The sequence below is a fragment of the Microbacterium sp. BR1 genome, from assembly GCF_002812725.1.
Lineage (GTDB): Bacteria > Actinomycetota > Actinomycetes > Actinomycetales > Microbacteriaceae > Microbacterium.
Genome location: NZ_NMUN01000010.1, coordinates 131,694 through 158,581, shown reverse-complemented (window position 1 = coordinate 158,581; position 26,888 = coordinate 131,694). Strand labels below are relative to the sequence as shown.

Below are 26,888 nucleotides of genomic sequence, written 5' to 3'. Positions count from 1 at the left end.
ATGGTCTTCGAGGGTTCCGCGGCGGCCCTGTCCCACACGGGCAAGGTGCGCTCCAACAACCAGGACTCGGGTTACGCCGGGTCCAACCTGTACGTCGTCGCCGACGGTATGGGTGGTCACGCGGGGGGTGACGTCGCATCCTCGATAGCGATTCGGCACCTCGAAGACCTCGACCGGCCCTTCGCGAGCACGGCCGAGGCCGAACGCGTGCTGCGCGACACGATCACCGAGACGGCGTCCGCGCTCATCGACACGGTCGAGCAGCGACCGGAGCTCTCAGGACTCGGCACGACGGTCAGCGCCCTGCTGATGATCGACGACCACGCCGTCATCGCGCACATCGGCGACTCGCGCATCTATCTCTTCCGTGACGGTCAGCTCACGCAGATCACGACCGACCACACCTTCGTCCAGCGCCTGGTCGATTCGGGACGAATCACCGTCGAAGAGGCCCGCTTCCACCCGCGCCGTTCCGTGCTGATGCGCGTGCTCGGCGATATGGATGCCCATCCCGACGTCGACACGTTCATCATGGCGACCCAGCCCGGTGACCGTTGGCTGCTGTGCTCGGATGGCCTCTCGGGCGTTGTGGACGACGCGCACACCGCCAAGGCACTCGGCCAGGGACTCACGCCCCAGCGCACAGCGGACGTCCTCCTCAAGCAGGCACTCGACGCCGGCGCACCCGACAACGTCACCATGGTGATCGTCGATGTCGGGGGTTCGCATCCCGTCGTCATCGGCACGCCGACCGTCGTCGGATCGGCGTCGACGCCGCTCGATTTCGACGTTCCCGCCGCACGCCCGGGTCGCAGCAGCTGGCTGCACCCCAACCGCCAGGCGGCGAACGAGCCGACACACTTCGAACCGGCGGAGGAGTTCCTCGAAGAGCTGATCGAAGAGGACCGGCGGCGCGCTCGTCGACGCCGCGTCGGCTGGATCGTCGGCGCGGTGGTCGTGGCAGCGCTGCTCGCGGGCGGCGCGTTCCTCGCCTACTCGTGGACCCAGACTCGCTTCTTCGTGGGCGCCGATCAAGACATGGTCGTCGTCTATCGCGGAATCCAGCAGGACATCGGACCCATCACCCTGTCCGAGGTCTACGAAGAGACCGGCATCGATCTCGACGATCTCGACGAGTTCACGCGCCAAGCCGTCGAGTCCACCGTCTCGGCGGGGTCGCTGACCGAGGCGCGCGAAATCGTCGAGCGCCTGCGCGCCACGACCGAGCCGCAGGGGGTGAACCCATGACGACACCGACGAAGCCGGGCGACACCGCCGAGCTCAAGGCCGACACGACGGTGATGAAGGCGCTGCGCACGCTCCGGATGCCGCAGACACAGCGCAATCGCGAGCTCGGGCTTCTCCTGCTCGCCTTTGCGGTGAGCGGCTCCGCCGTCGCCCTCGTGCAGCTCGGGGCGCTCGGTGGCATCGAGTGGACGATCCTCTACTACTTCGGCGCCCTCGCCGTGCTGGTGCTCACACTGCACATCGTCCTGCGCTTCCGCGCGCCCAACGCCGATCCCATCGTCGTGCCGATCGCCACGACGCTCACGGGCCTGGGTCTCGCGATGATCTACCGGATCGACATCGCCATCGACGCCGAGGGATGGGATGCCGCGTCCACGCGTCAGATCGCGTGGACCGCCATCGCCGTGGCCGGCGCCGTCCTGCTCGTCGTGCTATTGCGCAACTACCGGGTGCTCTTCCGCTACACATACGTCTCGGGCTTCGTCGGCCTGATCCTGCTGATCCTGCCCGTCATCCCCGGTCTCGCCGCCGAGGGCACGGGAGCCGCCGTGTGGGTCTCGATCGGGGGCCTGTTCACCTTCCAGCCGGCGGAGCTCGCGAAGATCGCCCTCGCCATCTTCTTTGCCGGGTACCTCGTCCGTACGCGAGAGAGCATGACGTCGACGGGTCACCGTTTTCTGGGGATGACCTGGCCGCGTGCTCGCGAGATCGGGCCGCTCCTCATCATCTGGGTCGTCTCTCTCGCGATCATCGTGCTGCAGCGCGACCTCGGCACGGGCGTGCTGATCTTCGGCATGTTCATCGCGATGCTCTACACGGCGACGGGCCGCACCAGCTGGGTGCTGATCGGTCTGGGCCTGGCGGTTGCGGGGGTCTTCATCGCCTCGCAGGTCATGACCTACGTCGGATCCCGCATCTCTGCGTGGTGGCACGCCTTCGATCCCGAGGTGATCGCGCGCGACGGGGGCAGTTACCAGCTCGTCGAGGGGATCTTCGGGCTCGCTCAGGGTGGACTCGTCGGAACGGGGCTCGGCCAGGGCCGCCCCTATCTGACTCCGCTGTCGCAGAGCGACTACATCGTGCCGAGCCTCGGCGAAGAGCTCGGGCTCATCGGCTTGTTCGCGATCCTGTGCCTGTACATGCTCTTCGTGAGCCGAGGCATCCGTATCGGACTCGCCGGCCAGGATGATTTCGGCAAGCTGCTGGCGACGGGTCTGGCGTTCACGATCGCCCTGCAGGTCTTCATCATGGTCGGCGGCGTGACTCGTCTGATCCCGCTCACGGGTCTGACGACGCCGTTCCTCGCGGCCGGTGGCTCGTCCCTCGTCGCGAACTGGCTGATCGTCGCGCTCTTCCTGCGCGTGTCGGATGCCGTGCGCTCACGTCCGCGGGTGGTCATCGGATGAACAAAGAACTCCGCCGACTGTCGGTCGTCGTCCTCGCGATGTTTCTCGCGCTGTTCGGCGCGACGAGTTGGATCCAGGTCGTTCAGGTGGACACGCTCGCCGAGAATCCCGCGAACACGCGCGCACTGTACGACGCGTACCAGGTGCAGCGCGGCGCGATCATCGCCGATGGTGCGGCGATCGCCTACTCGGTGCCGTCGGATGACATCTACTCGTTCCAGCGCGTCTACACGGATGCGGCGATGTGGGCGCCCGTCACCGGCTACATCAACCCCCTGTTGAACTCGCGGACCGGGCTCGAGAGCGCCATGAACCAGGACCTCAGCGGAACCTCGGGATCGCAGTTCCTGCAGCGCATCGACCAGATCATCACGGGTCAGAAGCCGCAGGGGTCCAACGTCGCGACGACCCTCCTCCCCCGCGCGCAACGTGCCGCCTGGGATGCCCTCCAGGGGTACGAGGGTGCGGTGATCGCGATCGAGCCGTCGACCGGTCGCATCCTCGCGATGGTCACGACGCCGAGTTTCGACACCAACCTGCTCGCCGCGCACAGTTCGACCGAGGTCAAAGACGCCTACGCGGCACTCGAGGCAGACCCACTGCGCCCGCTGTCGAACCGAGCGATCGCCGGCACGCTGAATCCGCCGGGCTCGACGTTCAAGCTCGTCGTGGCGTCTGCGGCGCTCGCATCCGGGCGCTACACCCCCGAGTCGACGTTCGCGAACCCCGCTCAGTGGCAGCTGCCCGGCTCATCCGACTTCATCGGAAACGCCGGGGGCGGCACCTGCGGACCCGGCGAGACCGTCACCCTCGCCGACGCGCTCCGCCTGTCGTGCAACATCCCGATGGCGCAGCTCGCGGTGGAACTCGGCGACAACGCCATCCGCGAAGAGGCCGAGAAGTACGGGTTCAACTCGTCCTTCACGATGCCGCTGGAGTCGACGGCCTCGACCTACCCGCGGGCTCTCGACGACGCGCAGACCGCCCTGACCGGCTTCGGCCAGGGGGATGTGCGAGCCACGCCGCTGCAGATGGCGATGGTCTCGGCCGGCATCGCGAACGGCGGTGTGGTGATGAATCCGCGCATGATCGACCGCGTGATCGGTCCCGATCTGTCGGTGCAACAGACCTTTGACAACTCCGAATTCGGAACCGCTCTGAGCGAGAAGGATGCCGCGACGATGACCCAGATGATGGTGGCGAATGTCCAGAGCGGCGTCGCCTCGGGTGCAAGAATAGGGGGCATAGAGGTGGCTGGAAAGACCGGCACGGCGGAGAACGGTGCGACCGCTCCGTACACCCTCTGGTTCACGGGCTTCGCGCCCGCGGATGACCCGCAGGTTGCGGTCGCGGTAGTGCTGGAGAACGGCGCGGGGCGAGGCCAGCAGGGCGGATCGAATCTGCTCGCGGCCCCGATCGGCAAGGCGGTCATGGAGGCGGTGCTGGACAGATGAGACCCACACAGGGAGTGTCCTTCGGTGGCCGCTACGAACTGATCTCGCGCATCGCGATCGGTGGCATGGGCGAGGTCTGGGAAGCCACCGACCACGTCATCGGCCGTACCGTCGCGATCAAGATCCTCAAAGACGAATACATGGGCGATCCCGGCTTCCTCGAGCGCTTCCGCGCCGAGGCCCGGCACGCGGCGCTCGTCAACCACGAGGGCATCGCCAGCGTCTTCGACTACGGCGAGGAGAACGGCAGCGCCTTCCTCGTGATGGAGCTCGTCCCGGGCGAGGCCCTGTCGACGATCCTCGAGCGCGATGGCACCCTGTCGACCGACAAGACACTCGACATCGTCGCCCAGACATCCGCGGCGCTTCAAGCAGCCCACGCGGCGGGTCTCGTGCACCGCGACATCAAGCCGGGCAACCTGCTGATCACGCCCGACGGACGGGTGAAGATCACCGATTTCGGCATCGCCCGCATCGCCGACCAGGTGCCGCTCACCGCGACCGGCCAGGTCATGGGAACCGTGCAGTACCTCTCGCCCGAACAGGCATCCGGTCACCCGGCCTCGGCGGCGACCGACATCTACTCGCTCGGCATCGTCGCCTACGAGTGCCTGGCCGGCAAGCGCCCCTTCACGGGTGAGTCGCAGGTCGCGATCGCCATGGCTCAGATCAACGAGCAACCGCCGCCCCTGCCGCCGACCGTCGCGGTTCCTGTTCAGAACCTCGTGTTCGCCATGATCGCGAAGAAGCCGGAAGACCGCCCGAGCTCCACCGCGGTCGTCGCCCGTGCCGCCACCGCCCTCCGCAGGGGCGACATCGCCGCCGCCGCTGCCGCCATTCCGGCGATCGCCACCGGTGTCGTGGCGAACGACGATGCAACTCAGCTGCTGACGTCGGCCGCGCCGCTCGACGCGGCTACACGTCTGCTGACGCCGTCCGATGCGACCGGTGCCACGGCGACCGCCGTGGAGGAGGCTCCGCCGCGCAAGCGCAGCCCGTGGACCTGGCCGCTCATCGCGCTGATCGTTCTGCTGCTCCTCGTTCTCGGCGGCGCCGTCTGGGCGCTGCTGGCGAACCAGGGCGGCGGGGCTGACCCATCCGGCACGCCCACATCGAAGAAGCCGAGCGCATCTGCGACGTCCAGCGAGCCGGCGCCCACCCCGACCACCGTCAACGTCGATGCTCTCGACCTCGTCGGCCAGAACTGCGAGGCCGCGCGAGCGACGCTGACCGGGGTCGGCCTGAACTCGTCGTGCACGGACGGCAACCCCGCGACGACCGAGGACCAGGTCGGACTCGTCTACGACGTCAACCCTTCGGGCCCCAACGTCCCGAAGGGCACCACGATCGAGCTCACCCGGTACAAGTCGGTTACGCCGATGACGACGCCGGGTGCCCCGACGATCCAGGATGGCGGAACTCCCGTGACCACCGTCACGGCGGGTAGCACCGTCAACGCCCAGTGGTCTGGTTACACCTGCGCCCCCGGGACGGGTTCGGTGCTGTCGTACAACCTGAACGCCTCGAACGGCCTCTTCTCGAACGGGCAATCATCGATCGTGATCGCCGCCAACCAGCGGACGGCGCCCATCGAGGTCAGCACGAACACCGGGCAGTCGCTGATCGTCAAGTACACGGTCACCTGCACGGGCGGCCCCGGGGGAGATCGCACGTCGGACACCTCTCCAGAGGCGTCGGCGACCATCACAGCGGCGGCCCCCTCGACGCCGCCGACACCACCGGCCCCGTGATCGTCGCGGCGAACCGCCCGTTTCGTACCCGCCACCTAGGCTAGACAGATCCCTTTCCCCATCGACGAGGAGTACCCCGTGACGACTGAGCCACGCGTGCTGTCGGGTCGATATCGCATCGACGAACTCGTCGGTCGCGGGGGAATGGCCTCGGTCTATCGCGGTTACGACCTGACGCTCGGCCGCGCGATCGCGATCAAGGTCCTCAAGCGCGACCTGGCCGACGATGCCGCCTTCCGCACACGTTTCCGCCTGGAAGCACAGGCGGCGTCGCGCATGGCGAACCCGACGATCGTGCGCGTCTTCGACGCCGGAGAAGAGACCGAACGCGATGCGGATGGCTCGACGCATCCGGTTCCCTACATCGTGATGGAGCTCGTGGAGGGTGCCCTCCTGAAGGACGTCATCGATGCCGGTCCGGTGCCGGAGGCCGATGCCGTCCGGTACGTCGATGGCATTCTCGAGGCGCTGGAGTACTCCCACCGGGCGGGCGTGGTGCACCGCGACATCAAGCCCGGCAACGTCATGATCACCGACGCGGGTCAGATCAAGGTGATGGACTTCGGTATCGCGCGCGCGGTCTCTGACTCGTCGTCGACGGTGGCCGACACGACGGCCATCCTGGGCACCGCGGCCTATTTCTCTCCCGAGCAGGCGAAGGGCGAGGCCGTCGACGGCCGCGCCGACCTGTACTCGACGGGGGTCGTCCTCTTCGAACTCCTCACCGGCCGCGCGCCGTTCCGCGGCGAATCGCCCGTGGCGGTCGCCTATCAGCACGTCAGCGAGACACCGGATGCTCCGTCGGAGCTCAACCCCGAGGTCTCGCGCGCACTGGACGCCGTCGTTCTGCGCGCCCTCGCCAAGGACCCCTTCCAGCGGTACCAGACTGCCGAGCAGTTCCGATCTGCGCTGGACGCTGCCGTCGGTGGCGCCGCGCCCAGCAAGCGCCAGCTCGGGGCGCTGACGACCGAGCTCTACGGCGCGAACCCGCGGCAGGCGGCCGAGACCGCACGTTCCCTCCGCCAGCTGAGCACCGACGAGACCATGGCGCGGACGCAGAGCGGACCCCCGGCAGCCTGGATCTGGACGGGCGTCGCCGTGCTGGCCGTCGTGATCATCTCTCTCTTCTTCTGGATCGTGACGATCCAGCCCGGCAACGAGGTCCCCTCAACGGCCCGCGTTGTTCCCTCGGTGACCGGGCAGACCTACGAGGCCGCGAACAGCGCCCTCGCGGAGGCGGATCTCGACGCCGTACGCCGCGACGAGGCGAGCGACACGGTGGCGGAAGGTCACGTCATCCGAACGGTTCCCGCGGCGGGAGTGGGTGTCACGGTCGGACAAGAAGTCACCCTCTACGTCTCGACCGGAGCCGAAACGACACTCGTGCCGCCCGTCGAGGGTCTGTCCGAGGCGGATGCCCGGGCCTCGATCGAAGCAACCGGGCTCAAGGTCGGGCAGATCACGTCTCGCAGTGTGCCCGGCAAGGCTGAGGGGACGGTCATTTCGTCCTCGCCTCTCGCGGAAGAGAGCGTCATCGTGGGCTCGACGGTGAACCTCGTGACCGCGACGGGTCGCGTGGCGATCATCAACTACGTCGGCTTCACGCTGCAGGCCGCGACAGACAGCATCCAGGGCCCGAGCGTCCAGCTCACGGCGAGTCGCATCGAGGACCCGAGCTGCCCGGCGACCGAACCCGAGATCGTGACGCAGCAGTCGATTCCGCCCGGTGAGGCGGCCGTCGGCTCGACGATCGCACTGACCGTCTGCACCGGGACGGCGCCCTAGACTCCCGATTCGCAGGGACGCCTTACCCCACGCTCAGGCAGAGCCGACGAGCGGATGCTTGCCCTCGGCGGCCGCGAGTGCCTCGGGCATGCCGGCCTCGGCGAGCCAGTTCGCGAGCAGGCGGTGCCCGCCGTCCGTGAGGACGCTCTCCGGATGGAACTGCACACCGCGCAGGGGCGCCCGGCGATGCGCGACCGCCATGATCACGCCGCCGTCCGTGCGCGCCGTGACGCTCAGGTCCGGCGGCAGCGACCCCTCCACCACGGCGAGCGAGTGGTAGCGCGTCGCCGTGAACGGGGACGGGATGCCTTCGAAAAGCCCCGAGCCATCGTGCAACAGTCGCGAGGTCTTGCCGTGCATCAGCTCTGCCGCGGTCGCCACGACACCCCCGAAGGCCTCGGCGATCGCCTGGTGGCCGAGACAGACCCCGAGCAGATGGATTCCGCTCTGCTCGGCGGCACGCACGATCGGGATGGATGCTCCGGCATCACGCGGGGACCCCGGGCCGGGCGAGAGCAGGACGGCGTCGTGCGGGCTCAACGCCTGCCGCACCGATCCCGGCGAGATCTCACGGCTGCGGATGACGTCCACGTCGGCACCGAGCTGCGCGAGGTAGTCGACGAGCGTGAAGACGAAGCTGTCGTCGTTATCGACGACGAGCACGCGGAAACTCACTGGACCGTGACCTCTTCGGGGGCGATCCAGACGGCGACGACGGGGAAGACGTAGAAGAACAGCGCGTAGACGACGGCTGCTGCCGCCACGAGCAGAATCAGCGTCCGAACCCACCACGGCCCGGGCAGAACGCGCCACAACGCGCCGTACATCAGGACACCACCGTCGGCAGACCCGCAGGCGGGCCGTCGGCACGCGGCCGGAAGGAGTCGAACAGCGCATAGGCGATGATGCGCTCGGCGATCGTGTGGCGCGGCGAGCAGCTCGTCATCGTCAGATATCTCCCACCCAGACCGGTCGGGGTTGCCTGGGGTACCGGGTCCAGAACGTCGACGGCCGTGGGACGCACGTACTCGAGAGTCCGGAAGATGTACGTGTACCAGCCGTCCGCCGTCTCGACGATGACCGGGTCGCCGACCCGCAGCTCGTCGATCGAGTAGAACGGCGCGCCCCCGAACCCGGTGCGGTGGGCGGCGACCGCGAAGTTGCCGACGTCACCGGGCATCTGCGTACCGGGATAGTGCCCGATGCCGATCGTGTCCAGAGTTCGTTCCCGCGACACGCCCCCACCCATCCGGACCGCGAAGTCGGGTCCGAATCGGGGGACGTACATGATGCCGAAGACCTCACCGTCCGCGGGCTCGGCGGTGATCACCGGAGCGACTGGCGCGTCCGGTGCCGCAGTGGCGGACGGCGCGGAGGTGGGCCCGGGTTCCGGCGGGGAGTCCTGCCACTGTTCCGCGAGCGCCTGGGCGTCGGCCCGATTCTGCGCGGCCGCGATCTGATCACCGATTCCGAACTGCCAGGCGACGAAGAGCATCACGACGACCCCGGCCGTCAGGAGCAGTTCGCCCGCCACACCCACGACACTGATCTTGCGCGGACGACGACCACCGGTCGGCTCAGCGGCCCCGTCGGCATCAGGGCGCACGACATCCGCTTCGTCCTGCTGTCCCCCGGATGCCCGCATGTCCACGCGCCGATCCTAGGCCAACGTGCTGGGTACAGCCTCACCGCTACAATGGCTCTCATGTCCCGATCTGACGACGTCGACCCCGGCGCGCCCCGTCGCGACGTCGACACCCCCAATCCCGTTTGGTTCAAGCCGGTCATGATCGGCTTCATGCTGCTCGGCCTTGCCTGGGTCCTGGTCTTCTACCTGAGCAACGGCACGCTGCCGATTCCAGGAGTCGGCGCATGGAACCTGGGCATCGGCTTCGGCATCGCCCTCATCGGGTTCTTGATGACGACGCGCTGGCGCTGAACGGGGTAGTTACACCCGTGTAATTCTCCACAGCTGTGCAGAACCCTGTGGACAACCGCCCGTTCGATCCGGACCGCTGAGCGTGGGAAGCCGGACGCGACCCTCGGTCAACCGATGAGTGCGGGCACGGCGCATAGTGCGAGCAGCACCGCCGCCAATCCCGCGAGCAGACCGTATTGCAGCCCGCGCTGATCGGCCCGACGCGTGCGCGCGAAGATCAGTCCCGCGAGGGCACCCGCGGCGAGCCCGCCCACGTGCGCCTGCCACGAGATCGCGAAGCCCGGCAGGAACCCGATCACCAGGTTGATGCCGACGATGATCAGGATGCCGGTGATGTTGGCGCCGATGTGCCGCCCGATCACCAGCAGCGCTCCGAGCAATCCAAACACCGCTCCTGACGCGCCGATCACGAATGTCCCGGGTGCGAGCAGCGCGACCGCGACGGAGCCCGCAAGGCCCGAGAGCACATACAGGAGGAGGAATCGGATGTGACCGAGCAGCGGCTCGAGGCTCCGCCCGATCATCCAGACGGCGAGCATGTTGAGACCGACATGCCACAGGCCGTCGTGAGCCAGCATGTCCGTGAGAAGTCGCCACGGCTGGAAGTTCCCCAGTGCCGGGTCGAGGTAGCCACTGTTGAACCAGAAGAGGCTCGTCAGGTTGAGCCCGGGGATGTAGTCGAGCACGAAGAGCGCGACCGTCACCCCGATGATCCAGTACGTCACGAGGGGACGACCGCTGATCGCGCGCACGGACGAGCGCGCGCGGCGCACGGCCTTGGGCGTATCGGCTCGCTGGGCCTTCATGCACTCGGGGCAGATGACACCAACGGCACCCTGTGTCTGGCACTCCGGGCAGATGGTGCGGAGGCAGCGCTGACAGAGCACGTAGCTCCGGCGATCGGGATGCCGATAGCAGAAGTCTTCGGGATTACGTGCCCCGTCAGCGCTCACGCGAGTACGTCAGACCGTGACGATGTCGACCGACTGCAGCACGACGGGCTCGATCGGCCGGTCGCCGCCGGCGGTCGGGACGGCGCCGATGGCGTCGACGACGGCACGCGACGCGTCGTCGGCGACCTCACCGAAGATCGTGTGCTTGCCCTGCAGCCACGGCGTGGGGTCAGTCGTGATGAAGAACTGCGAGCCGTTCGTGCCCTCGGCCTTGCCCGTGATCGCGTTGCGACGCAGGCCGGCGTTGGCCATCGCGAGCACGTAGGGGGCGTTGAAGTTGAGCTCGGGGCTGATCTCGTCGTCGAAGTTGTAGCCCGGTCCTCCGGTGCCCTGTCCGAGCGGATCGCCGCCCTGGATCATGAAGCCGGGGATGATGCGGTGGAAGACCACATCCGTGTAGAGGGCGCCCTCGCCGGGCTTGCCCGTGGCGGGATCGGTCCATTCACCGGTTCCGTCGGAGAGCCCGATGAAGTTGCGAACCGTGCGGGGAGCGTGGTCACCGTAGAGGTTGACGACAATGTCGCCGTGGTTGGTGTGCAGGGTGGCGACAGCGGTGTGATGCGGCATTGATCCATTCTGGCATAGGAGTTTGCCGCGAACTCTGGCCTCTCGGGCTCACCGTGGCAAGATGGGGAGGGGCGCATCGTCGCCCCGACGAACAAGGAGGCAGCCGTGGGCCTGAGTCGTAAGCGCAAGAAAGAGCTCCGCAAGCTGCAGGATTCCGCCAACAAGGTGTGGCAGACGCAGCAGGTGCTGGTAGGAGAGGCCGCGGGTATCGCCCGCGAAGCGAGCCGTCAGCTCGGCAACTACTCACGCGAACAGGTCGCGCCGGCCGTTCAGGCGACATACGAACAGCGGGTCGTCCCCGTTGTTCAGAAGAGTGCCAAGGTCAGCCGCGACGTCCTCGAACACCGGGTCGTTCCGGCGGTCGGCGGGGTCGTCGGTAGCGCACTCTCCGTCTGGGACGCGGCGAACGACACCCGTGAGCGCCTGGCATCAGGTCGCGGCTTCTCGCTGCCCGACTCCCGCAGCTTCGGCAAGAAGGCGGACGCGTACAGCAAGAAGGCCACCAAGGCCATGTCGAAGAAGCTTGCCGTGCTCGAGCCCCAGCGCTCCGGCATCAGCACGGGCAGCGTCATCGCCATCGTCCTCGGCGTCATCGCCGCGGCTGGCGTGCTATACGCCGCGTGGCAGACACTGCGGGCCGACGACGAGCTCTGGGTCGCGGACGACCCGCTCCGCTCTCCCGATGAGTGATCCGGATGCCGCCACCGCACGTGTGCGGTCGGCGGCATCCGACCTCGGTCTCGACATCGAGATCCGTGAACGCCCGGAAGCGGGCAGTCTGCACGAAGCCGCCGCGCTGCTCGGTATCGAGCCACGCGACATCGTCAAGACCCTCGTGGTCAAACGAAGCGATGACAGTTACCTCTTCGCGCTGGTCCCGGGTGATCGACAGATCGCATGGCCGAAGCTCCGCACCCTCGTGGGCGTCAACAAGCTCCAACTGCCCGACCCGGAACGCGCCCTCGGCGCGACGGGTTATGAGCGCGGCACGATCGTGCCCCTCGGTAGTACGACGGCCTGGCCCGTCTACGCGGACGAGACGATATCCGGTCGTGTGGCGCTCGGTGCCGGCGCACACGGATACAGTCTTTTCGTCGAGTCTCAGCCGCTTTTCGACGCTCTCGGAGCGACCGTCGCCGACATCTCGCAGCCACTGGCCTGAGTCTGCCGACAACGCCCGCCGATCGTAGCAACTGTGGAGCCTAGGAGATTCGAACTCCTGACATCCTGCTTGCAAAGCAGGCGCTCTACCAACTGAGCTAAGGCCCCGCGGGGTGTATTGGTGGGGCTACCAGGACTTGAACCTGGGACCTCTTCATTATCAGTGAAGCGCTCTAACCGCCTGAGCTATAGCCCCGCAACCTCCAAGACTTTACCCGACCCGCGCGCTTCGCGCGAATCGCCGTCTGTGTTGTCGCGCGAGCCGCGAGGCGATTGACTGTGCACATGACGGATGAGGTGACAGGACACGTCGGCGAAGCACACGTGGGCGGTATCGGACAGCGGCTCAACTGGCTCCGAGCCGGGGTTCTCGGCGCGAATGACGGCATCGTCTCGGTCGCATCGCTCGTCGTCGGCGTCGCCGGTGCGACGACCGACTCGGCGGCCCTTCTCGTCGCCGGAATCGCCGGCCTTGTCGGTGGCGCGATCTCGATGGCGCTCGGTGAGTACGTGTCGGTCAGCAGTCAGCGCGACAGTGAGCGGGCACTGATCGCGAAAGAAACCGCCGAGCTGCGCGACATGCCCGAACAGGAGCTCGACGAACTCGCCGAGTTGTATCGGGCCCGCGGGCTCTCGGAAGCGACGGCGCGGCAAGTCGCCGAAGAACTCACCGCGCACGACGCACTCGCCGCTCACCTCGAGGTCGAGCTGCATATCGACCAGGACGACCTGGTCAGCCCCTGGCAGGCAGCCCTCTCTTCGGCCGTCGCCTTCACGGTCGGTGCGTTGCTGCCGTTGCTCGCCATCCTGCTTCCGCCGCCCGCGTGGCGCGTGCCCGTCACCTTTGTCGCGGTTCTGGCTGCGCTGGCCATCACCGGATGGGTGTCGGCCCAGCTCGGCGGTTCGAGCCGCGGACGCGCGATGGTGAGACTTGTGATCGGTGGATCGCTCGCCCTCGCCGTGACCTGGCTGATCGGAAGTCTGCTGGGGACGACCGGGGTCGTGTGACCGCTCCGCCTCAGTTCGAGGTGAAGCCGACGAGCAGGCCGCCGGTGATCTTGACCGCGAGGTTGTATATCCCCGCGACGACAGCGCCGAGGACCGTGACCACGATCAGGTTGAGGATCGCGACGACCGCGGCGAATGCCATGACCTGCGGCAGACCCACGAGGTCGGAGATGCGAACGCCGTTCTCCGAGAAGCTCTGGAAGAACTCGTCGAACTGACCGATCAGGCCCGTGGTCTGGACGACCATGAAGATCAGGAAGAACGACACCACGGTCACGATCGCGATGGCCACGGCCGCGAGAAAGGACAGCTTCACGGCCGACCAGAAATCGATGTAGACCAGTCGCAACCGGACCTGCTTAGAGCTTCCCTGGCGGCTCGACTTCTTAGCCAGCTTGTCGGCAACAGTGCTCATGCGTCAGAACTCTCTTCGGGGGAGGTGGCGGGTGTCGACTCCTCGGAGTCGGTAGCGGTTGCTTCGGCAGGCTCCTGGGATTCGATTCCCCTCTCCCCGTTACGGGCGATGGCAATGATCCGGTCGTCGTCGCCGGGACGGGCGAACACGACACCCATCGTGTTGCGACCCTTGGCAGGCACCTCGGCCACGGAGGAGCGTACCACCTTGCCGCTGGCAAGAACCACCAAGACCTCGTCGTCCTCGCCGACGATCAAACCGCCCGCGAGGTCGCCGCGCTCGTCGCTCAACTTGGCCACCTTGATGCCCAGACCGCCCCTCGACTGACCACGATATTCGTTGACCGCGGTGCGCTTTGCGTAGCCACCCTCGGTGACGACGAACACGTAGTGTCCGGCCGATCCGCCGTTCTCAGCCGCCACGCTCGCCGACAGCAGACTGTCGGAATCGCGGAACGACATTCCCTTCACGCCCGCGGTGGAACGACCCATGGGGCGGAGCGCGTCGTCGTTGGCGGTGAATCGCAGCGACATGCCGTGTCGCGAGATGAGGAGGATGTCGTCATCGGCTTCGACGAGCAGGGCACTCTCGAGCTCATCACCCTCGCGCAGGCTGATCGCGATGATGCCGCCCTGCCGGTTGGTGTCGTACTCGGTCAAACGCGTCTTCTTCACCAGGCCGCCGCGGGTGGCGAGGACCAGGTAGGTCGCGACACTGTAGTCGCGGATGTCCAGGACCTGTGCGATCTCTTCGCCCGGCTGCAGCGCCAACAGGTTTGCGACGTGCTGACCCTTGGCATCGCGGCCGGCCTCGGGAAGCTCATAAGCCTTCGCGCGATAGACGCGCCCCTTGTTCGTGAAGAACAGCAGCCAGTGATGCGTGGTCGTGACGAAGAAGTGCTCGACGACGTCATCGGCGCGCAACTGCGCACCCTTGACACCCTTGCCACCGCGGTGCTGTGCGCGGTAGTTGTCGCTGCGCGTGCGCTTGATGTACCCATCGCGCGTGACGGTGACGACCATCTCCTCTTCGGGGATGAGGTCTTCCATCGACATGTCGCCGTCGAAGCCCATCATGATCTCGGTGCGACGGTCGTCGCCGTGCTTGGCGACGATCTCGGTCAGTTCATCGCGGACGATCGTGCGCTGACGAACGGGGCTGGCGAGGATGTCCTGGAAGTCGACGATCTGCGCCGTGATCTTCTCGGCCTCGTCGATGATCTGCTGACGCTCCAGCGCCGAGAGGCGGCGCAGCTGGAGTTCGAGGATCGCGCGGGCCTGGAGGTCATCGATATCGAGGAGCTTCTTCAGTCCCTCGCGTGCGTCGTCGGCCGACGCCGATCGGCGGATGAGCGCGATGACCTCGTCGAGCGCGTCGAGCGCCTTGAGGTACGCGCGCAGGATGTGCATGCGCTCTTCCGCCTTGCGCAGACGGTACGTCGTGCGACGGACGATCACTTCGATCTGATGCGTGATCCAGAGCGACACGAAGGCGTCGAGCGACAGCGTGCGGGGCACGCCGTCGACGATCGCGAGCATGTTGGCTCCGAAGTTCTCCTGCAGCTGCGTGTGCTTGTACAGGTTGTTCAGCACGACCTTCGCGACCGCGTCGCGCTTGAGCACGATCACCAGGCGCTGGCCCGTGCGACCGGACGTCTCGTCGCGGATGTCGGCGATGCCCGAGATCTTGCCGTCACGAGCGAGATCACGGATCTTGATCGCGAGGTTGTCGGGGTTCACCTGATAGGGCAGCTCGGTGATGACCAGGCACGTGCGGCCCTGGATCTCCTCCACGGACACCACGGCCCGCATCGTGATCGAGCCACGCCCCGTGCGGTACGCCTCGTGGATGCCGCGGACACCGAGGATCTGCGCCCCGGTCGGGAAGTCCGGTCCGTGCACCCGCTGGATCAGGGCTTCGAGCAGCTCTTCGCGCGAGGCATCCGGGTTCTCGAGCGACCACAGCACACCATCGGCCACCTCGCGCAGGTTGTGCGGCGGGATGTTGGTCGCCATGCCGACCGCGATGCCGACCGAGCCGTTGACCAGGAGGTTCGGGAAACGCGCGGGCAGAACCGTCGGCTCCTGCGTTCGACCGTCGTAGTTGTCGGTGAAGTCGACGGTCTCTTCTTCGATGTCGCGCACCATCTCGAGCGCGAGCGTCGCCATCTTGGTCTCGGTGTACCGCGGGGCGGCCGCGCCCATGTTGCCGGGCGATCCGAAGTTGCCCTGACCGTCGGCCAGCGGGTAGCGGAGCGACCACGGCTGCACGAGACGCACGAGCGCGTCGTAGATCGGCGAGTCACCGTGCGGGTGGTACTGACCCATGACCTCGCCGACGACGCGGGCGCACTTCGAGAATCCCTTGTCGGGACGGAACCCGCCGTCGTACATGCCGTAGATCACGCGGCGGTGCACGGGCTTCAGTCCATCACGCACGTCCGGGAGAGCGCGCCCGACGATGACGGCCATCGCGTAGTCGAGATAGCTGCGCTGCATCTCGGACTGCAGGTCGACCTGGTCGATCCGGCCGTGATCGTGAACCGGCGTTGCGTCGGGGCGGTCTTCGTCAGTCATGTCGTCTCTTCTTCGTCTGCGTCAGGTTCGTCGGGATCCGTGGTATCGGACCTAGATGTCGAGGAAGCGGACATCCTTGGCGTTGCGCTGGATGAACGTGCGCCGGGATTCGACGTCCTCACCCATCAGCGTCGAGAAGATCTCGTCGGCGGCCGCGGCATCCTCGATCGTCACCTGCAAGAGGGTGCGGGTCTGGGGATCCATCGTGGTCTCCCAGAGCTCCTTGTCGTTCATCTCACCGAGACCCTTGTAGCGCTGGATCGCGTTGTCCTTGGGGATGCGCTTGCCCTCGGCGAGGCCCGCGGTCAGCAGCGCATCGCGTTCGCGGTCGCTGTAGACGTATTCGTGGGGAGAGTTCGACCACTTCAGGCGGTACAGCGGCGGCTGTGCGAGATAGACGTAGCCGGCCTCGATGAGCCCGCGCATGTAGCGGAACAGCAGGGTCAAGAGGAGCGTCGTGATGTGCTGGCCGTCGACGTCGGCATCCGCCATCAGAACCACCTTGTGGTACCGCGACTTCTCGATGTCGAACTCTTCGCCGATGCCCGTTCCGAAAGCCTGGATCATCGCCTGGATCTCGTTGTTGCCGAGGGCGCGGTCGATGCGCGCGCGCTCGACGTTCAGGATCTTGCCGCGGAGGGCGAGGATCGCCTGCGTGTGCGGGTCGCGACCCTGAACCGCCGAACCGCCGGCCGAGTCACCCTCCACCAGGAAGATCTCGCTGATCGAGGGATCCTTGCTCGTGCAGTCTTTGAGCTTGTCGGGCATCGAGGCCGACTCGAAGACGCTCTTGCGTCGCGCGGTCTCGCGGGCCTTGCGCGCGGCGAGTCGCGCGGTGGCCGCGTCGATCGCCTTGCGGATGATGTTCTTCGCCTGCGTGGGGTTGCGGTCGAACCAGTCGCCGAGCTGATCGCCCACGACCTTCTGCACGAACGCCTTCGCCTCGGTGTTGCCGAGCTTGGTCTTCGTCTGGCCCTCGAACTGGGGTTCGGACAGCTTGACCGAGATCACGGCGGTCAGACCCTCGCGGACGTCATCGCCCGACAGGTTCTCGTCCTTCTCTTTGAGCAGGTTGTTCGCTCGCGCGTACTTGTTGACGAGCGTCGTGAGCGCCGCGCGGAAGCCCTCTTCGTGCGTGCCACCCTCGTGCGTGTTGATGGTGTTCGCGTAGGTGAAGACGTTCTCGGTGTAGCTCGTCGTCCACTGCATCGCGATCTCCATGGCGATCTTCTTGTCGGGCGCCTCGGACTCGAAGTCGATGATCACGTCGTTGACCGGCTCGGCCTTGCGCACCTTGTTCAGGTACTCGACATAGTCGACGAGGCCGCGCTCGTACAGGAAGCTGTCGGTCGGCTGCTGCAGCACGAGCTGGCCCTCGACCTCTTCGTCGTACGCCTTCTCGGGGCGCTCGTCGTGCAGGTCGATACGCAGGCCCTTGTTCAGGAAGGCCATCTGCTGGAATCGCGTGCGCAACGTGTCGTAGTCGAACTCGACCGTCTCGAAGATCGTCTCGTCCGGCCAGAACGTGATCGTCGTGCCCGTCTCGGAGCTCTCTTCGGCCCTCTCGAGCGGCGCCTTGGGTACGCCGCCGCCGCCATAGGACTGACGCCAGACGTAACCCTGACGACGGACCTCGACCTCGAGGCGGGACGAGAGGGCGTTGACGACCGAGGAACCGACACCGTGCAGACCGCCCGAGACGGCGTATCCGCCGCCGCCGAACTTGCCGCCGGCGTGCAGCACGGTGAGGACGACCTCGACCGTGGACTTGCCCTCGGTGCGGTGGATGTCGACGGGGATACCGCGACCGTTGTCGATGACGCGCACGGCGCCGTCGGGAAGGATCGTGACATCGATCGTGTCGCAGTATCCGGCGAGCGCCTCGTCGACCGAGTTGTCGACGATCTCATACACCAGGTGGTGGAGTCCGCGCGGGCCCGTCGAGCCGATGTACATACCGGGGCGTTTGCGTACCGCCTCGAGACCCTCGAGAACCTGGATCTCATCCGCGCCGTACGCGTGGGGTTCGGGGGCGGTGTTGCTGCCGGATTGAGCGCTATCGAATGAGTCGGAAGTCATAGAGAAGAGGCGCTCCAAATAGGGAAAGTCGTCGCTTCCAGTCTATCGGAGCGGGGACCGATCGTTCGCATCACGCGCCCCTCTCCGGGGATGAAATCCCTTTCGGCACCCCAAATGGCCATTCAGCCGTAGGTATCGCGTGGACCGCGCCCTGGAATAGTCCTGGGGCCCCATTTCCATGAGGGAACGTCCGGCCCCACGAAGCGCACTCCGGTGATGCCCGCGTCGGGGTGTTCGCGAATGATGCGCGTCAGGATGTCTGCGCGCAGGCTCGAAAGCTGCCTCGCCCATGCCGTCGAATCGCACTGCACGGTCATGACACCTCCCTCGAGAGAGACCGGTCGAGCGTGCTCCGCGGTCTGAGCGCCGGCCACATCAGCCCACCGCCGAAGCACGTCTTCGCTGGCGAGGTGAGTATTCCACCCCGCCTCGCGCGTCAGGTCCGCCATGACATCGCCGAGCCCGTGTGGGTCTCGGCCTGGCGCGAACGGGATGTTCTCGCCCTCGGCATCCCGGACCCGGCGCCGCTTGCGCGACCTCGGCGCGGCAATTCCGCGCAGACGCAGGTACGTCGCGATGGTCAAAGGCGGGGCGTCGATCTCAGCCTCGACCGGCTTCCCGGGCGCGACATCCGCCGTCTCGTCATCAGGCATCGGATGCCTCGACCGCCGAGCCCGTCGGCTCGGACAGGATCCGCCCGCCTTCGATTCGCACGGTCCTGCTCCGCAGTGTCTCCGGGACGTCCTCCCACACCGCGGCGGTCACGATGACCTGCTCGAACTGTGCCGTGAGATCCGACAGCCGTGCGCGGCGCTGCGCGTCCAGCTCTGCGAAGACATCATCGAGGATCAACACCGGGTCACCGCTGCGCGACTCTGCGCGCAGGAGCTGAGCCGAAGCGAGCCGCAGGGACAGCGCGACCGACCACGATTCGCCGTGCGACGCGTACCCCTTGACCGGAAGGCCGCGGATGCTCAGCCGCAGGTCATCGCGATGAGGCCCGACCAGGGTGAGACCGCGCTCGAGCTCGGCGGTGCGCTTCTGCGCCAGCGCCTCTCGGAAGAGCTCGGCGGTGACGCCGGCCGGTGTGCCGGGGCCCGCTTCATCCCCCTCTTCGGGGTCGGCGCCGCGAACGGAGAGAACCCACTCGAGCTCGGGTCGGTGATCCTCCCCGGCGATGGCCGCGTAAGCCGCCTCGATCGGCGCCGCGAGCTCTGTCGCCAGAACCTGACGCGCGTCGATGATCTCGGAGCCGAGCGAGACGAGCTTGTCGTCCCAGACATCCAGGGTCGACAGCGCTTCGCCGCGGATCCCGCGTGCACGTGCCGACTTGAGGAGGGCTCCGCGCTGGCGCAACACCCGGTCGTAGTCCGCGAGAACCCCCGCCATCCGAGGCGACCGCTGAACGAGCAACTGATCGGCGAAACGACGACGCGCGGAGGGGTCGCCGCGGACGATCCCCAGGTCTTCGGGGGCGAACACGACCACCTGTGCGTACCGCGGGAGTTCGGAAGGGCGCACATCCACACCGTTCACGCGTGCGCGGTTGCGGCCCGTCCGGTTAAGCTGCGCTTCGAGTTGCACACTGCGCCCGGCGTGCGCGACACGAATGCGCAGGATCGCCGATTCCGCACCCGCGCGAACCAGGGCCTGGTCGCCCGAAACCCGGTGCGACCCGAGCGTGGCGACGTATGCGATCGCCTCGGCGAGGTTCGTCTTTCCCTGGCCGTTGCGGCCGACGAACAGATTGGGGCCCGCGACCAGCGCGACATCCGCGGTCGCGTAGTTGCGGAAATCGACCAGGCTGACGTGCTCGACGATCACGTCAGCGCAGCAGCAGATTCGGTTGCAGGAGGTACTTGAACGTGTCCGCGCCGGCCTTGTCGACCGAGGTCTGACTCGTGATCAGAACAGGGCTCAGCTTGTTGGCGTTGTCGGACGACGTGAACGTGATCCGCACGAATTCGCTGCGTACCGCGGTCAACGCTTCGAGGAGGTACTGCGGGTTGAGACCGAGAACGACCTCGTCTCCGTCGAGGTGCGCGTCGACCGACTCGGATGCGCGCGCCTGGTCTCCCCCGGAGGCATCCATCGTGACGCCATCGGATGAGAACGTGAACCGCAGGGGCGCCGAACGATCCAGAACGATCTGCATGCGGCGGACCGCTTCCATGAGTTCGCCCGTGTTGACGACGGCGTGGTGCGCGTTCTGGTCGGGGAACAGCCGACGGACCGGCGGGAAGTTGCCCTTGATCAGAAGCGATGTCACCGTACGCTCGCCCGACGAGAAGGCGATGATCTCGCGGTCGCCGGATCCCGAGAAGGCGATCCGGATGTCGCCGCCGTGGGCGAAGGTCTTGCCGACTTCTTGCAGGGTGCGGGCGGGAACAAGAGCGGAGGCCTCGCCCTCGACGGCCGAAGCACCATCCCAGGGAATCTCACGGAGCGCGACGCGGTAGCGGTCGGTCGCGACGAGGCTCAGGGTGGTTCCGGAAACCTCGAGCTGCACTCCGGTCAGCACGGGAGTCACATCGTCGCGCGACGCAGCGAACGCGACCTGCGCAATCGCTGTGGCGAAGTCCTCGGCCGGAACCAGACCGGGCTCGGCCGTCACTTCGGGGATCGCCGGGTACTCCTGCACAGGCATGCCCGGCAAGGTGAAGCGGGCCGAACCACAGCTCAGGACGATCCCGCCGTCGTCGTCGACGACGACCTGGATCGGAGCACTCGGCAGCCGGTTGGCGATCTCGGAGAGAAGGCGGCCGTGAACGAGGATGGTGCCCGGGCTGTCGACCGTCGCTTCGATGACCGTGCGGGCCGAGGCTTCGTAGTCGAACGCCGAGAGCGAAAGACCGTCGGGACCCGCCTCGATGAGTACACCGGCGAGGATGGGCTGGGGGTTGCGCTGCGGGAGCAGCTTCACGACGAAAGAGACCGCGTCGCTGAAGACATCGCGATTCACGTGGAACTTCACGGTCACTCCTTTGTCTGTGGAGGTTCGGTCCTGTGGACGCCCGCCCCGCGGACACTTGTCGTCCCGGGTGTGGGCTTACCCATGCTAGTGCCGGGCCATCGATGTCGTGAGTCCGCGTCGGCCGCTCGTGCACCGCACAGCCTTCGCCGTAAAGGTGAGGGGAATCGATCTCTCAGAAGAAGAATTAGTTAATGGTGTTAACGCCTGTGGATCATGTGGATAACTCCCGACATGCCGGTCGAGAGTATGGAACTACATCGGTGTGAGTTGTGGACCAGCTGCGGATGCCCGGGTTTATGCGGAAGGCGGGTGGACCGGAGTTTCGATGTCTATCCACAGCGCGGCGCGATGTCTGCACAGTCTGGACGTATTCCGTGAGGCTTATCCACAGGTTATCCACACTGTGAAAACGGCATTTTGGTGGCTCTGATCGGCACATGTCAAGCGCGGGTCGCGGCATATAGGGCAGCGCGAGACGTGAGCGGCGAGGCATCCGCCGCTCACGCATCCGCCGATCAGCGGCCGGCGCGACCGATGATCGTCGTGATCTCGGTGACCTGGTTGTAGAGCGAACGACGCTCTTTCATGAGATCGCTGATCTTCTTGTATGCGTACATCACCGTCGTGTGGTCACGGTTGCCGAAGAGCTGACCGATCTTGGGCAGCGAGAGGCTGGTGCGTTCACGGCACAGGTACATGGCGATCTGTCGGGCGGTGGCGACGGCCTGTGAGCGACTCGAGCCGTACAGATCATCGACGGACAGCTTGAAGTACTGTGCCGTCGCGGTGATGATGTCGGTCGGCGAAACGACGTTCGCATCGTCTTGATCGATGATGTCGCGCAGGACGGTCTGCGCGAGCTGTACGTCGAGCGACGAGCGGTTGAGGTTGGCGAATGCCGAGACACGGATGAGTGCGCCCTCGAGTTCGCGGATGTTGCTCGAGACCTTCGTTGCGATGTACTCGAGAACGTCGTCCGGCACCTGCAGCCGCTCGCTCTGCGCCTTCTTGCGCAGGATGGCCTCGCGCGTCTCGAGGTCGGGCGCCTGGACATCGGTGATGAGGCCCCACTCGAACCGACTGCGCATGCGGTCTTCGAACCCCGTGAGGTGCTTGGGGGGAAGATCGCTCGTGATGACGACTTGCTTGTCGTGATCGTGGAGCGTATTGAACGTGTGGAAGAAGGCTTCCTGTGTCTCGGCGCGACCCTGGAGGAACTGGATGTCGTCGATGAGGAGGATGTCGACATCGCGGTATCGGGCTTGGAATGCGGAGCCCCGGTTGTTGGCGATCGAGTTGATGAAGTCGTTCGTGAATTCTTCGCTCGAGACGTACCGAACGCGGATGCCCGTATAGAGATTGAGCGCGTAGTCGCCGATCGCGTGCAGCAGGTGGGTCTTGCCGAGCCCGGACTCTCCGTAGATGAAGAGCGGGTTGTAGGCCTTCGCGGGTGCTTCGGCGACGGCGACGGCGGCGGCGTGCGCGAAGCGGTTCGACTGACCGATGACGAAATTGTCGAACGTGTACTTGGGGTTGAGGCGGGTGTCGTTGCGCGAAGCCGAAGCCGGTGCTTCGGGCGGAGTCTCTACATAGGAGCGCAGCCCGGACTGTGAGGGAGCCGGCGCCGGCGCATCCGGGGTCGTCTGTGCGGTGGGGTTCGTACGGGGAGCGACGTGCGCCTCCGCCAGGTCGGGGTTGACGACGACACGGAAGGTGACGGCGGCCGATGGGTGATCGATGCGGGAGAGAGCTTCGAGGATCGACGGGCGCATGCGCTTGTTGAACTGAGCCGCTGTCAGGTCGTTGGGGACGTCGAGGTAGAGGGTGCCCGCCATCACGCCCTGGGGAACGGCGAGGCTGAGGAATCCATACAGTTGAGGGGTGATCCGGTCGTCTTCGGTGAGTGCGTCGAGCACGGTCGCCCAGATCGAGATGTCTGGAACATCGTGCTGTGACATGGGTCCCCCGGGGTTCGCGGCTATCTGTCAGTAACCGTGTCCGGGGGCGAGAGCGCCATCTTCGGACCTGTGGATAACTGTCGCGCCCACGCTAGCCAGGCGGTGCGGCGGAGCAAAATCCACTGTAGGACCTCGCGGCGTGTCGATGCCATGCCCGTGCCAAACCGCTGGGGATAATGCGTCCGGAATCACGCTCAGTTTGTGACCTGTGCCATGAGGACGTATTCTTACCAGGTTGACTTATGCCCTCGCGGCATCCTTCTCCCGCCTAGCAACGTCTCCGGTCGCCACGTCCCGGCGACTCGTCTCCCGGAGTGACACTCATGAGCAAGCGTACTTTCCAGCCCAACAACCGCCGTCGCGCCAAGAAGCATGGCTTCCGCGCTCGTATGCGTACCCGCGCGGGACGCGCCATTCTTTCGGCGCGTCGCACCAAGGGTCGCACCACCGTCTCGGCCTGACCCATCCCGGTGCTCTCCCGAGCGAATCGTCTCACCCGCGGCCTCGATTATCGATCCGTCGTCCGCCGGGGCACTCGCTGCGCCGGAGCACACACGGTGACGCACGTCATGGCTCGTACGGATGACGACGTGCGTTTCGGGTTCATCGTGTCGAAGGCCGTCGGCAATGCCGTCGTGCGCAATACGGTACGTCGGCGTTTGAAAGCGGTCTGTCATGAAGCTCTCACCGAGCTCGATCCCGGTCGGGACGTCGTGATCCGCGCTCTGACGACATCGGCGACCGCGGATTTCGCGACTCTACGGGCCGAAGTGCTGCGTTGCCTGCGGCGAGGTCGGGTATGAGCGCTCCGCTCCCCACCGCGATGACGGGCGATTCCCACTTCGACATAGCTCGCGGCTGGCGCGCCACGTGCCTGGTTCCGCGTAACACCGCGATCGCGGCCCTCATCGCCTACCGCGCGACGATATCTCCGATCTACGGGGATGTCTGCAAGTACTTCCCCACGTGTTCCGCCTATGCGGTCGGAGCCATCCAGCAGTACGGGGTCGTTCGTGGCTCTGTCATGGCTGCCACTCGCTTGGCCCGCTGCCACCCGTGGGCGCAGGGCGGCGTCGACGATGTCCGCCCGCGTACCGACTTCCGGGACGAACTGACCCACCACGGGTTCGTCGTTCCGTCGCCCCGAAGAAAGGACTGATCCGTGCCGGATCTCATCGGAATCGTCCTCTGGCCGCTCAAGTGGGCTGTCGAGCTGATCCTTGTCGCATGGCATTGGGTGTGGACCTCTCTCGGGTTCGGTGCTGCGGATGGCATCACCTGGGTGCTGTCCATCGTCGGACTGGTGATCGTCGTGCGGGCGGCCTTGATTCCATTGTTCGTGCGGCAGATCAAGAGCCAGCGAAAGATGATGGAAATCGCCCCTGAGCTGCGAAAAGTTCAGGAGAAGTACAAGGGGAAGCGTGATCAGTTGTCTCGCGAGGCGATGAGCCGCGAGACGATGGCGCTTTATAAGAAGCACGGCACGACGCCCGTCTCGAGCTGTCTGCCCCTGCTCGTGCAGATGCCGATCTTCTTCTCCCTGTACTCCGTGCTGTCGTCCATCGGACAGCACGTGAAGGACGGTGTGGGTGGTGTCGGTGTTCTCACGCCCGAGCTGACGCAGCAGTTCTTCGACGCCAAGCTCTTCGGCGTCGCGTCCCTGCACGACACCCTGGCGGGTGCGTGGGAGGCGCAGCCCGAGGGCTGGGAAGCTACGGTTGCGATCCTGGTCGTGCTGGTCATCCTCATGATCGCGTCGCAGTTCTTCACCCAGCTGCAGATCATCTCGAAGAATCTGTCGCCCGAGGCCAAGACCGGTCAGGCGTACCAGATGCAGAAGATCATGCTCTACATCCTCCCGCTCGCCTTCATCTTCTCGGGTGTCTTCTTTCCGCTCGGTGTCGTCATCTACTGGTTCACGAGCAATATCTGGACGATGGTTCAGCAGTTCATCGTCATCCGTGAGATGCCGACGCCCGGTTCGGATGCGGCGAAGGCACGCGAAGAGCGCCTGGCTCGCAAGGGCAAGGCGATCAACTCCGAGGGCAAGATCGTCTCGATGGAACGCTACGTCGAGGAGCAGGCCCGTCTGCTGGCCGAGGCCGAGAAGAAGAAGGCCGTGACTCCCAAGCGCCAGCAGCCCGTCGGTAAGCAGCGCGCCAAGAAGCAGGCGCGACCGAACACCCCCGCCGGCTCGACCACTCCCCCGCCCGCGGGCAAGTCGGGAACTCCTGCCCCCTCGGCGGATGCTGACGCTCCGGCGTCCTCTGCTGGCTCGACATCACTTACGCCGCCGTCCGCGGATCCCGGACAGGGCGGACCCACGAACAACACCAAACAGGACCCCAAGAAGCGCCGTTGACGGCGCGAGGAGCTCACGACATGACCACGACATCCGATGCACCGGTGCCCCAGGACGCATCCCCCGACGAGACGCCCTCTCTTGCCCATCTCGAGCAAGAGGGTGACATCGCCGCCGATTACATCGAGGAACTTCTCGACATCGCTGATATCGACGGAGATATCGAACTCGACGTTCGTGCCGGACGTGCATACGTTTCTGTCGAGGCCCCCGAGGGCCGCACGACGCTGTCGGTGTTGTCAGACCCGGAAACAGTCCGGTCATTGCAGGAGCTGACGCGTCTTGCCGTTCAGAACAAGACGGGTCGATTCTCCCGCCTCATCCTGGATGTCGGAGGGTCACGCGACACCCGGCAGGGTGAGCTCGAGCAGTTGGTCGCGCGCGCCATCGAGCGTCTCGAAGAAGGCGCCGGCCAGGCATCACTGCCCCCGATGTCCAGCTATGAGCGGAAGCTCATTCATGACATCGTGGCCGACCGCGGCTTCGTCTCGGAGTCCTATGGCGAGGGTGCCGACCGGCACACCGTCATTCGACGCGCCTGATCCTGTTTCACGTGAAACGGTGACAGGCGTGGAAGCCGAGCCGGCCGTTGCGGCTCAGATCTTCGGTGCGCGGATCGAACTGGCTCGGCGCTTCACCGATCAACTCGCGGAACACGGCGAGGAGCGCGGCCTGATCGGGCCACTCGAGGCCTCGCGACTGTGGTCTCGGCACATCCTCAACAGCGCGGTCACCTCGGAGGCGTTCGAGAGCGGTGCTCGCGTCGGCGATGTAGGTTCGGGCGCCGGGCTACCTGGACTGGTTCTCGCGATCGCGCGCCCCGATGTTTCCTGGGTGTTGATCGAGCCGATGGAGCGCCGGGTCGCCTGGCTCGTCGAGCAGGTGGATCTCTTGGGCTTGGACAACGTCGACGTGGTGCGCGCGCGCGCCGAGGACTACGACGCCGGTTCTGGCCTCGACGCCGTGACGGCGCGCGCGGTTTCCGCACTTCGCACCCTCATCCCCCTGACCGCTCCCCTGGTCCGTCCGAATGGTCAGCTCGTGCTGATGAAGGGCGCGTCGGTCGAATCCGAGATATCGGCCGCAGAGAAGCAGATTCGTCGGTTCCGGTTGCACGACCCACGCGCGGAGCGTTTCGGGGAGGGTCTGCTGGAACAACCGACGACGGTCTTCCGCGCCCGGGTGCGTCCCTCCGCCTGATCGTCCGCAGTTTCACGTGAAACGGAGCTTGGCTGATGGATCCTCACCGCCC

At 66.2% G+C, this 26,888-nt stretch carries 26 protein-coding genes, 2 tRNA genes and 1 pseudogene; 15 read left to right on the top strand and 14 right to left on the bottom strand.

What is annotated here, in order from left to right:
* The 5 genes from CGU35_RS16545 (at position 1) to pknB (ending at position 7,644) form a co-directional block, all read left to right on the top strand.
* Positions 1-1,248 (top strand): PP2C family protein-serine/threonine phosphatase, encoded by a 1,248-nt coding sequence (locus tag CGU35_RS16545; RefSeq protein ID WP_100812569.1) that lies wholly within the window; start codon positions 1-3, stop codon positions 1,246-1,248.
* Complete coding sequence (locus CGU35_RS16540; protein ID WP_100812568.1) at positions 1,245-2,654, top strand: FtsW/RodA/SpoVE family cell cycle protein; 1,410 nt, start codon at positions 1,245-1,247, stop codon at positions 2,652-2,654. The genes CGU35_RS16545 and CGU35_RS16540 overlap by 4 nt, the downstream gene beginning before the upstream one ends.
* Positions 2,651-4,108, top strand: a complete 1,458-nt coding sequence (locus CGU35_RS16535) for a peptidoglycan D,D-transpeptidase FtsI family protein (protein ID WP_100812567.1) — start codon at positions 2,651-2,653, stop codon at positions 4,106-4,108. Before CGU35_RS16540 ends, CGU35_RS16535 begins: the two co-directional genes overlap by 4 nt.
* Complete coding sequence (locus tag CGU35_RS16530) at positions 4,105-5,859, top strand: serine/threonine-protein kinase (RefSeq protein WP_100812566.1); 1,755 nt, start codon at positions 4,105-4,107, stop codon at positions 5,857-5,859. The genes CGU35_RS16535 and CGU35_RS16530 overlap by 4 nt, the downstream gene beginning before the upstream one ends.
* 78 nt (positions 5,860-5,937) lie before the next feature.
* On the top strand, positions 5,938-7,644 hold the full coding sequence (gene pknB / locus CGU35_RS16525; RefSeq protein ID WP_100812565.1) for a Stk1 family PASTA domain-containing Ser/Thr kinase: 1,707 nt from the start codon (positions 5,938-5,940) through the stop codon (positions 7,642-7,644).
* 33 nt (positions 7,645-7,677) lie between these two features.
* On the opposite strand, the gene CGU35_RS16520 is transcribed toward pknB, so the two are convergent.
* Genes CGU35_RS16520 through CGU35_RS16515 form a run of 3 tightly spaced genes read right to left on the bottom strand, consistent with a single transcriptional unit; the run spans position 7,678 to position 9,289 of the window.
* The gene (locus CGU35_RS16520) at positions 7,678-8,307 is read right to left on the bottom strand and encodes an anthranilate synthase component II (RefSeq protein WP_232711370.1); all 630 of its coding nucleotides are present in this window, start codon (positions 8,305-8,307) and stop codon (positions 7,678-7,680) included.
* Positions 8,308-8,315: 8 nt separating this feature from the next.
* The gene (locus tag CGU35_RS18475; protein ID WP_198519627.1) at positions 8,316-8,471 is read right to left on the bottom strand and encodes a hypothetical protein; all 156 of its coding nucleotides are present in this window, start codon (positions 8,469-8,471) and stop codon (positions 8,316-8,318) included.
* Positions 8,471-9,289, bottom strand: a complete 819-nt coding sequence (locus CGU35_RS16515) for a class E sortase (protein WP_100812832.1) — start codon at positions 9,287-9,289, stop codon at positions 8,471-8,473. Before CGU35_RS16515 ends, CGU35_RS18475 begins: the two co-directional genes overlap by 1 nt.
* 60 nt (positions 9,290-9,349) lie before the next feature.
* Here CGU35_RS16515 and CGU35_RS16510 point away from each other — a divergent pair, with 60 nt between their 5' ends.
* A complete protein-coding gene (locus tag CGU35_RS16510) occupies positions 9,350-9,583 on the top strand; it encodes a cell division protein CrgA (RefSeq protein ID WP_100812563.1) in 234 nt (77 codons plus the stop codon).
* 107 nt (positions 9,584-9,690) lie between these two features.
* Here CGU35_RS16510 and CGU35_RS16505 read toward each other — a convergent pair whose 3' ends face one another.
* Both CGU35_RS16505 and CGU35_RS16500 read right to left on the bottom strand, forming a co-directional pair.
* Positions 9,691-10,389: a rhomboid family intramembrane serine protease gene (locus CGU35_RS16505; protein WP_232711369.1), complete on the bottom strand. Its 699-nt coding sequence runs from the start codon at positions 10,387-10,389 to the stop codon at positions 9,691-9,693.
* A gap of 156 nt (positions 10,390-10,545) precedes the next feature.
* Positions 10,546-11,103, bottom strand: coding sequence for a peptidylprolyl isomerase (locus CGU35_RS16500; RefSeq protein WP_100812561.1), 558 nt, complete (start codon positions 11,101-11,103; stop codon positions 10,546-10,548).
* A gap of 105 nt (positions 11,104-11,208) precedes the next feature.
* On the opposite strand from CGU35_RS16500, the gene CGU35_RS16495 reads away from it, so the two are divergent.
* Positions 11,209-11,793: a DNA helicase gene (locus CGU35_RS16495; protein WP_100812560.1), complete on the top strand. Its 585-nt coding sequence runs from the start codon at positions 11,209-11,211 to the stop codon at positions 11,791-11,793.
* Positions 11,786-12,265: an aminoacyl-tRNA deacylase gene (locus CGU35_RS16490; RefSeq protein WP_100812559.1), complete on the top strand. Its 480-nt coding sequence runs from the start codon at positions 11,786-11,788 to the stop codon at positions 12,263-12,265. The genes CGU35_RS16495 and CGU35_RS16490 overlap by 8 nt, the downstream gene beginning before the upstream one ends.
* Before the next feature lie 34 nt (positions 12,266-12,299).
* Here CGU35_RS16490 and CGU35_RS16485 read toward each other — a convergent pair.
* A tRNA-Ala gene (locus CGU35_RS16485) sits at positions 12,300-12,372 on the bottom strand.
* Between the two features lie 11 nt (positions 12,373-12,383).
* Positions 12,384-12,460: transfer RNA gene (locus CGU35_RS16480), tRNA-Ile, on the bottom strand.
* A gap of 89 nt (positions 12,461-12,549) precedes the next feature.
* Here CGU35_RS16480 and CGU35_RS16475 point away from each other — a divergent pair.
* A complete protein-coding gene (locus CGU35_RS16475) occupies positions 12,550-13,272 on the top strand; it encodes a VIT1/CCC1 transporter family protein (protein WP_100812558.1) in 723 nt (240 codons plus the stop codon).
* Positions 13,273-13,282: 10 nt separating this feature from the next.
* On the opposite strand, the gene CGU35_RS16470 is transcribed toward CGU35_RS16475, so the two are convergent.
* The 7 genes from CGU35_RS16470 to dnaA form a co-directional block, all read right to left on the bottom strand.
* The gene (locus CGU35_RS16470) at positions 13,283-13,687 is read right to left on the bottom strand and encodes a DUF3566 domain-containing protein (RefSeq protein WP_036296699.1); all 405 of its coding nucleotides are present in this window, start codon (positions 13,685-13,687) and stop codon (positions 13,283-13,285) included.
* A complete protein-coding gene (gene gyrA / locus CGU35_RS16465; RefSeq protein WP_100812557.1) occupies positions 13,684-16,263 on the bottom strand; it encodes a DNA gyrase subunit A in 2,580 nt (859 codons plus the stop codon). The genes CGU35_RS16470 and gyrA overlap by 4 nt, the downstream gene beginning before the upstream one ends.
* A gap of 51 nt (positions 16,264-16,314) precedes the next feature.
* Positions 16,315-18,342, bottom strand: coding sequence for a DNA topoisomerase (ATP-hydrolyzing) subunit B (gene gyrB, locus CGU35_RS16460; RefSeq protein ID WP_100812556.1), 2,028 nt, complete (start codon positions 18,340-18,342; stop codon positions 16,315-16,317).
* Between the two features lie 122 nt (positions 18,343-18,464).
* The gene (locus CGU35_RS16455) at positions 18,465-18,995 is read right to left on the bottom strand and encodes a DUF721 domain-containing protein (RefSeq protein ID WP_100812555.1); all 531 of its coding nucleotides are present in this window, start codon (positions 18,993-18,995) and stop codon (positions 18,465-18,467) included.
* The gene (gene recF, locus CGU35_RS16450; RefSeq protein ID WP_100812554.1) at positions 18,988-20,166 is read right to left on the bottom strand and encodes a DNA replication/repair protein RecF; all 1,179 of its coding nucleotides are present in this window, start codon (positions 20,164-20,166) and stop codon (positions 18,988-18,990) included. Before recF ends, CGU35_RS16455 begins: the two co-directional genes overlap by 8 nt.
* A gap of 1 nt (position 20,167) precedes the next feature.
* Positions 20,168-21,316 (bottom strand): DNA polymerase III subunit beta, encoded by a 1,149-nt coding sequence (dnaN, locus tag CGU35_RS16445; protein WP_100812831.1) that lies wholly within the window; start codon positions 21,314-21,316, stop codon positions 20,168-20,170.
* Between the two features lie 515 nt (positions 21,317-21,831).
* Positions 21,832-23,274, bottom strand: a complete 1,443-nt coding sequence (gene dnaA, locus CGU35_RS16440) for a chromosomal replication initiator protein DnaA (protein WP_100812553.1) — start codon at positions 23,272-23,274, stop codon at positions 21,832-21,834.
* A 323-nt stretch (positions 23,275-23,597) separates the two neighbouring features.
* On the opposite strand from dnaA, the gene rpmH reads away from it, so the two are divergent.
* From rpmH to rsmG, 6 genes and pseudogenes are all read left to right on the top strand, one after another.
* Complete coding sequence (rpmH, locus tag CGU35_RS16435) at positions 23,598-23,735, top strand: 50S ribosomal protein L34 (protein ID WP_100812552.1); 138 nt, start codon at positions 23,598-23,600, stop codon at positions 23,733-23,735.
* Positions 23,736-23,744: 9 nt separating this feature from the next.
* The gene (gene rnpA / locus CGU35_RS16430; RefSeq protein ID WP_100812551.1) at positions 23,745-24,077 is read left to right on the top strand and encodes a ribonuclease P protein component; all 333 of its coding nucleotides are present in this window, start codon (positions 23,745-23,747) and stop codon (positions 24,075-24,077) included.
* A complete protein-coding gene (gene yidD / locus CGU35_RS16425; RefSeq protein WP_100812550.1) occupies positions 24,074-24,433 on the top strand; it encodes a membrane protein insertion efficiency factor YidD in 360 nt (119 codons plus the stop codon). Before rnpA ends, yidD begins: the two co-directional genes overlap by 4 nt.
* A 3-nt stretch (positions 24,434-24,436) precedes the next feature.
* A pseudogene (gene yidC, locus CGU35_RS16420) lies at positions 24,437-25,447 on the top strand (membrane protein insertase YidC); the annotation flags it as partial.
* 209 nt (positions 25,448-25,656) lie between these two features.
* On the top strand, positions 25,657-26,178 hold the full coding sequence (locus tag CGU35_RS16415; protein WP_100812548.1) for a Jag family protein: 522 nt from the start codon (positions 25,657-25,659) through the stop codon (positions 26,176-26,178).
* Between the two features lie 19 nt (positions 26,179-26,197).
* Positions 26,198-26,836, top strand: a complete 639-nt coding sequence (gene rsmG / locus CGU35_RS16410; protein ID WP_232711368.1) for a 16S rRNA (guanine(527)-N(7))-methyltransferase RsmG — start codon at positions 26,198-26,200, stop codon at positions 26,834-26,836.
* The last annotated feature ends 52 nt before the right edge of the window (positions 26,837-26,888 follow it).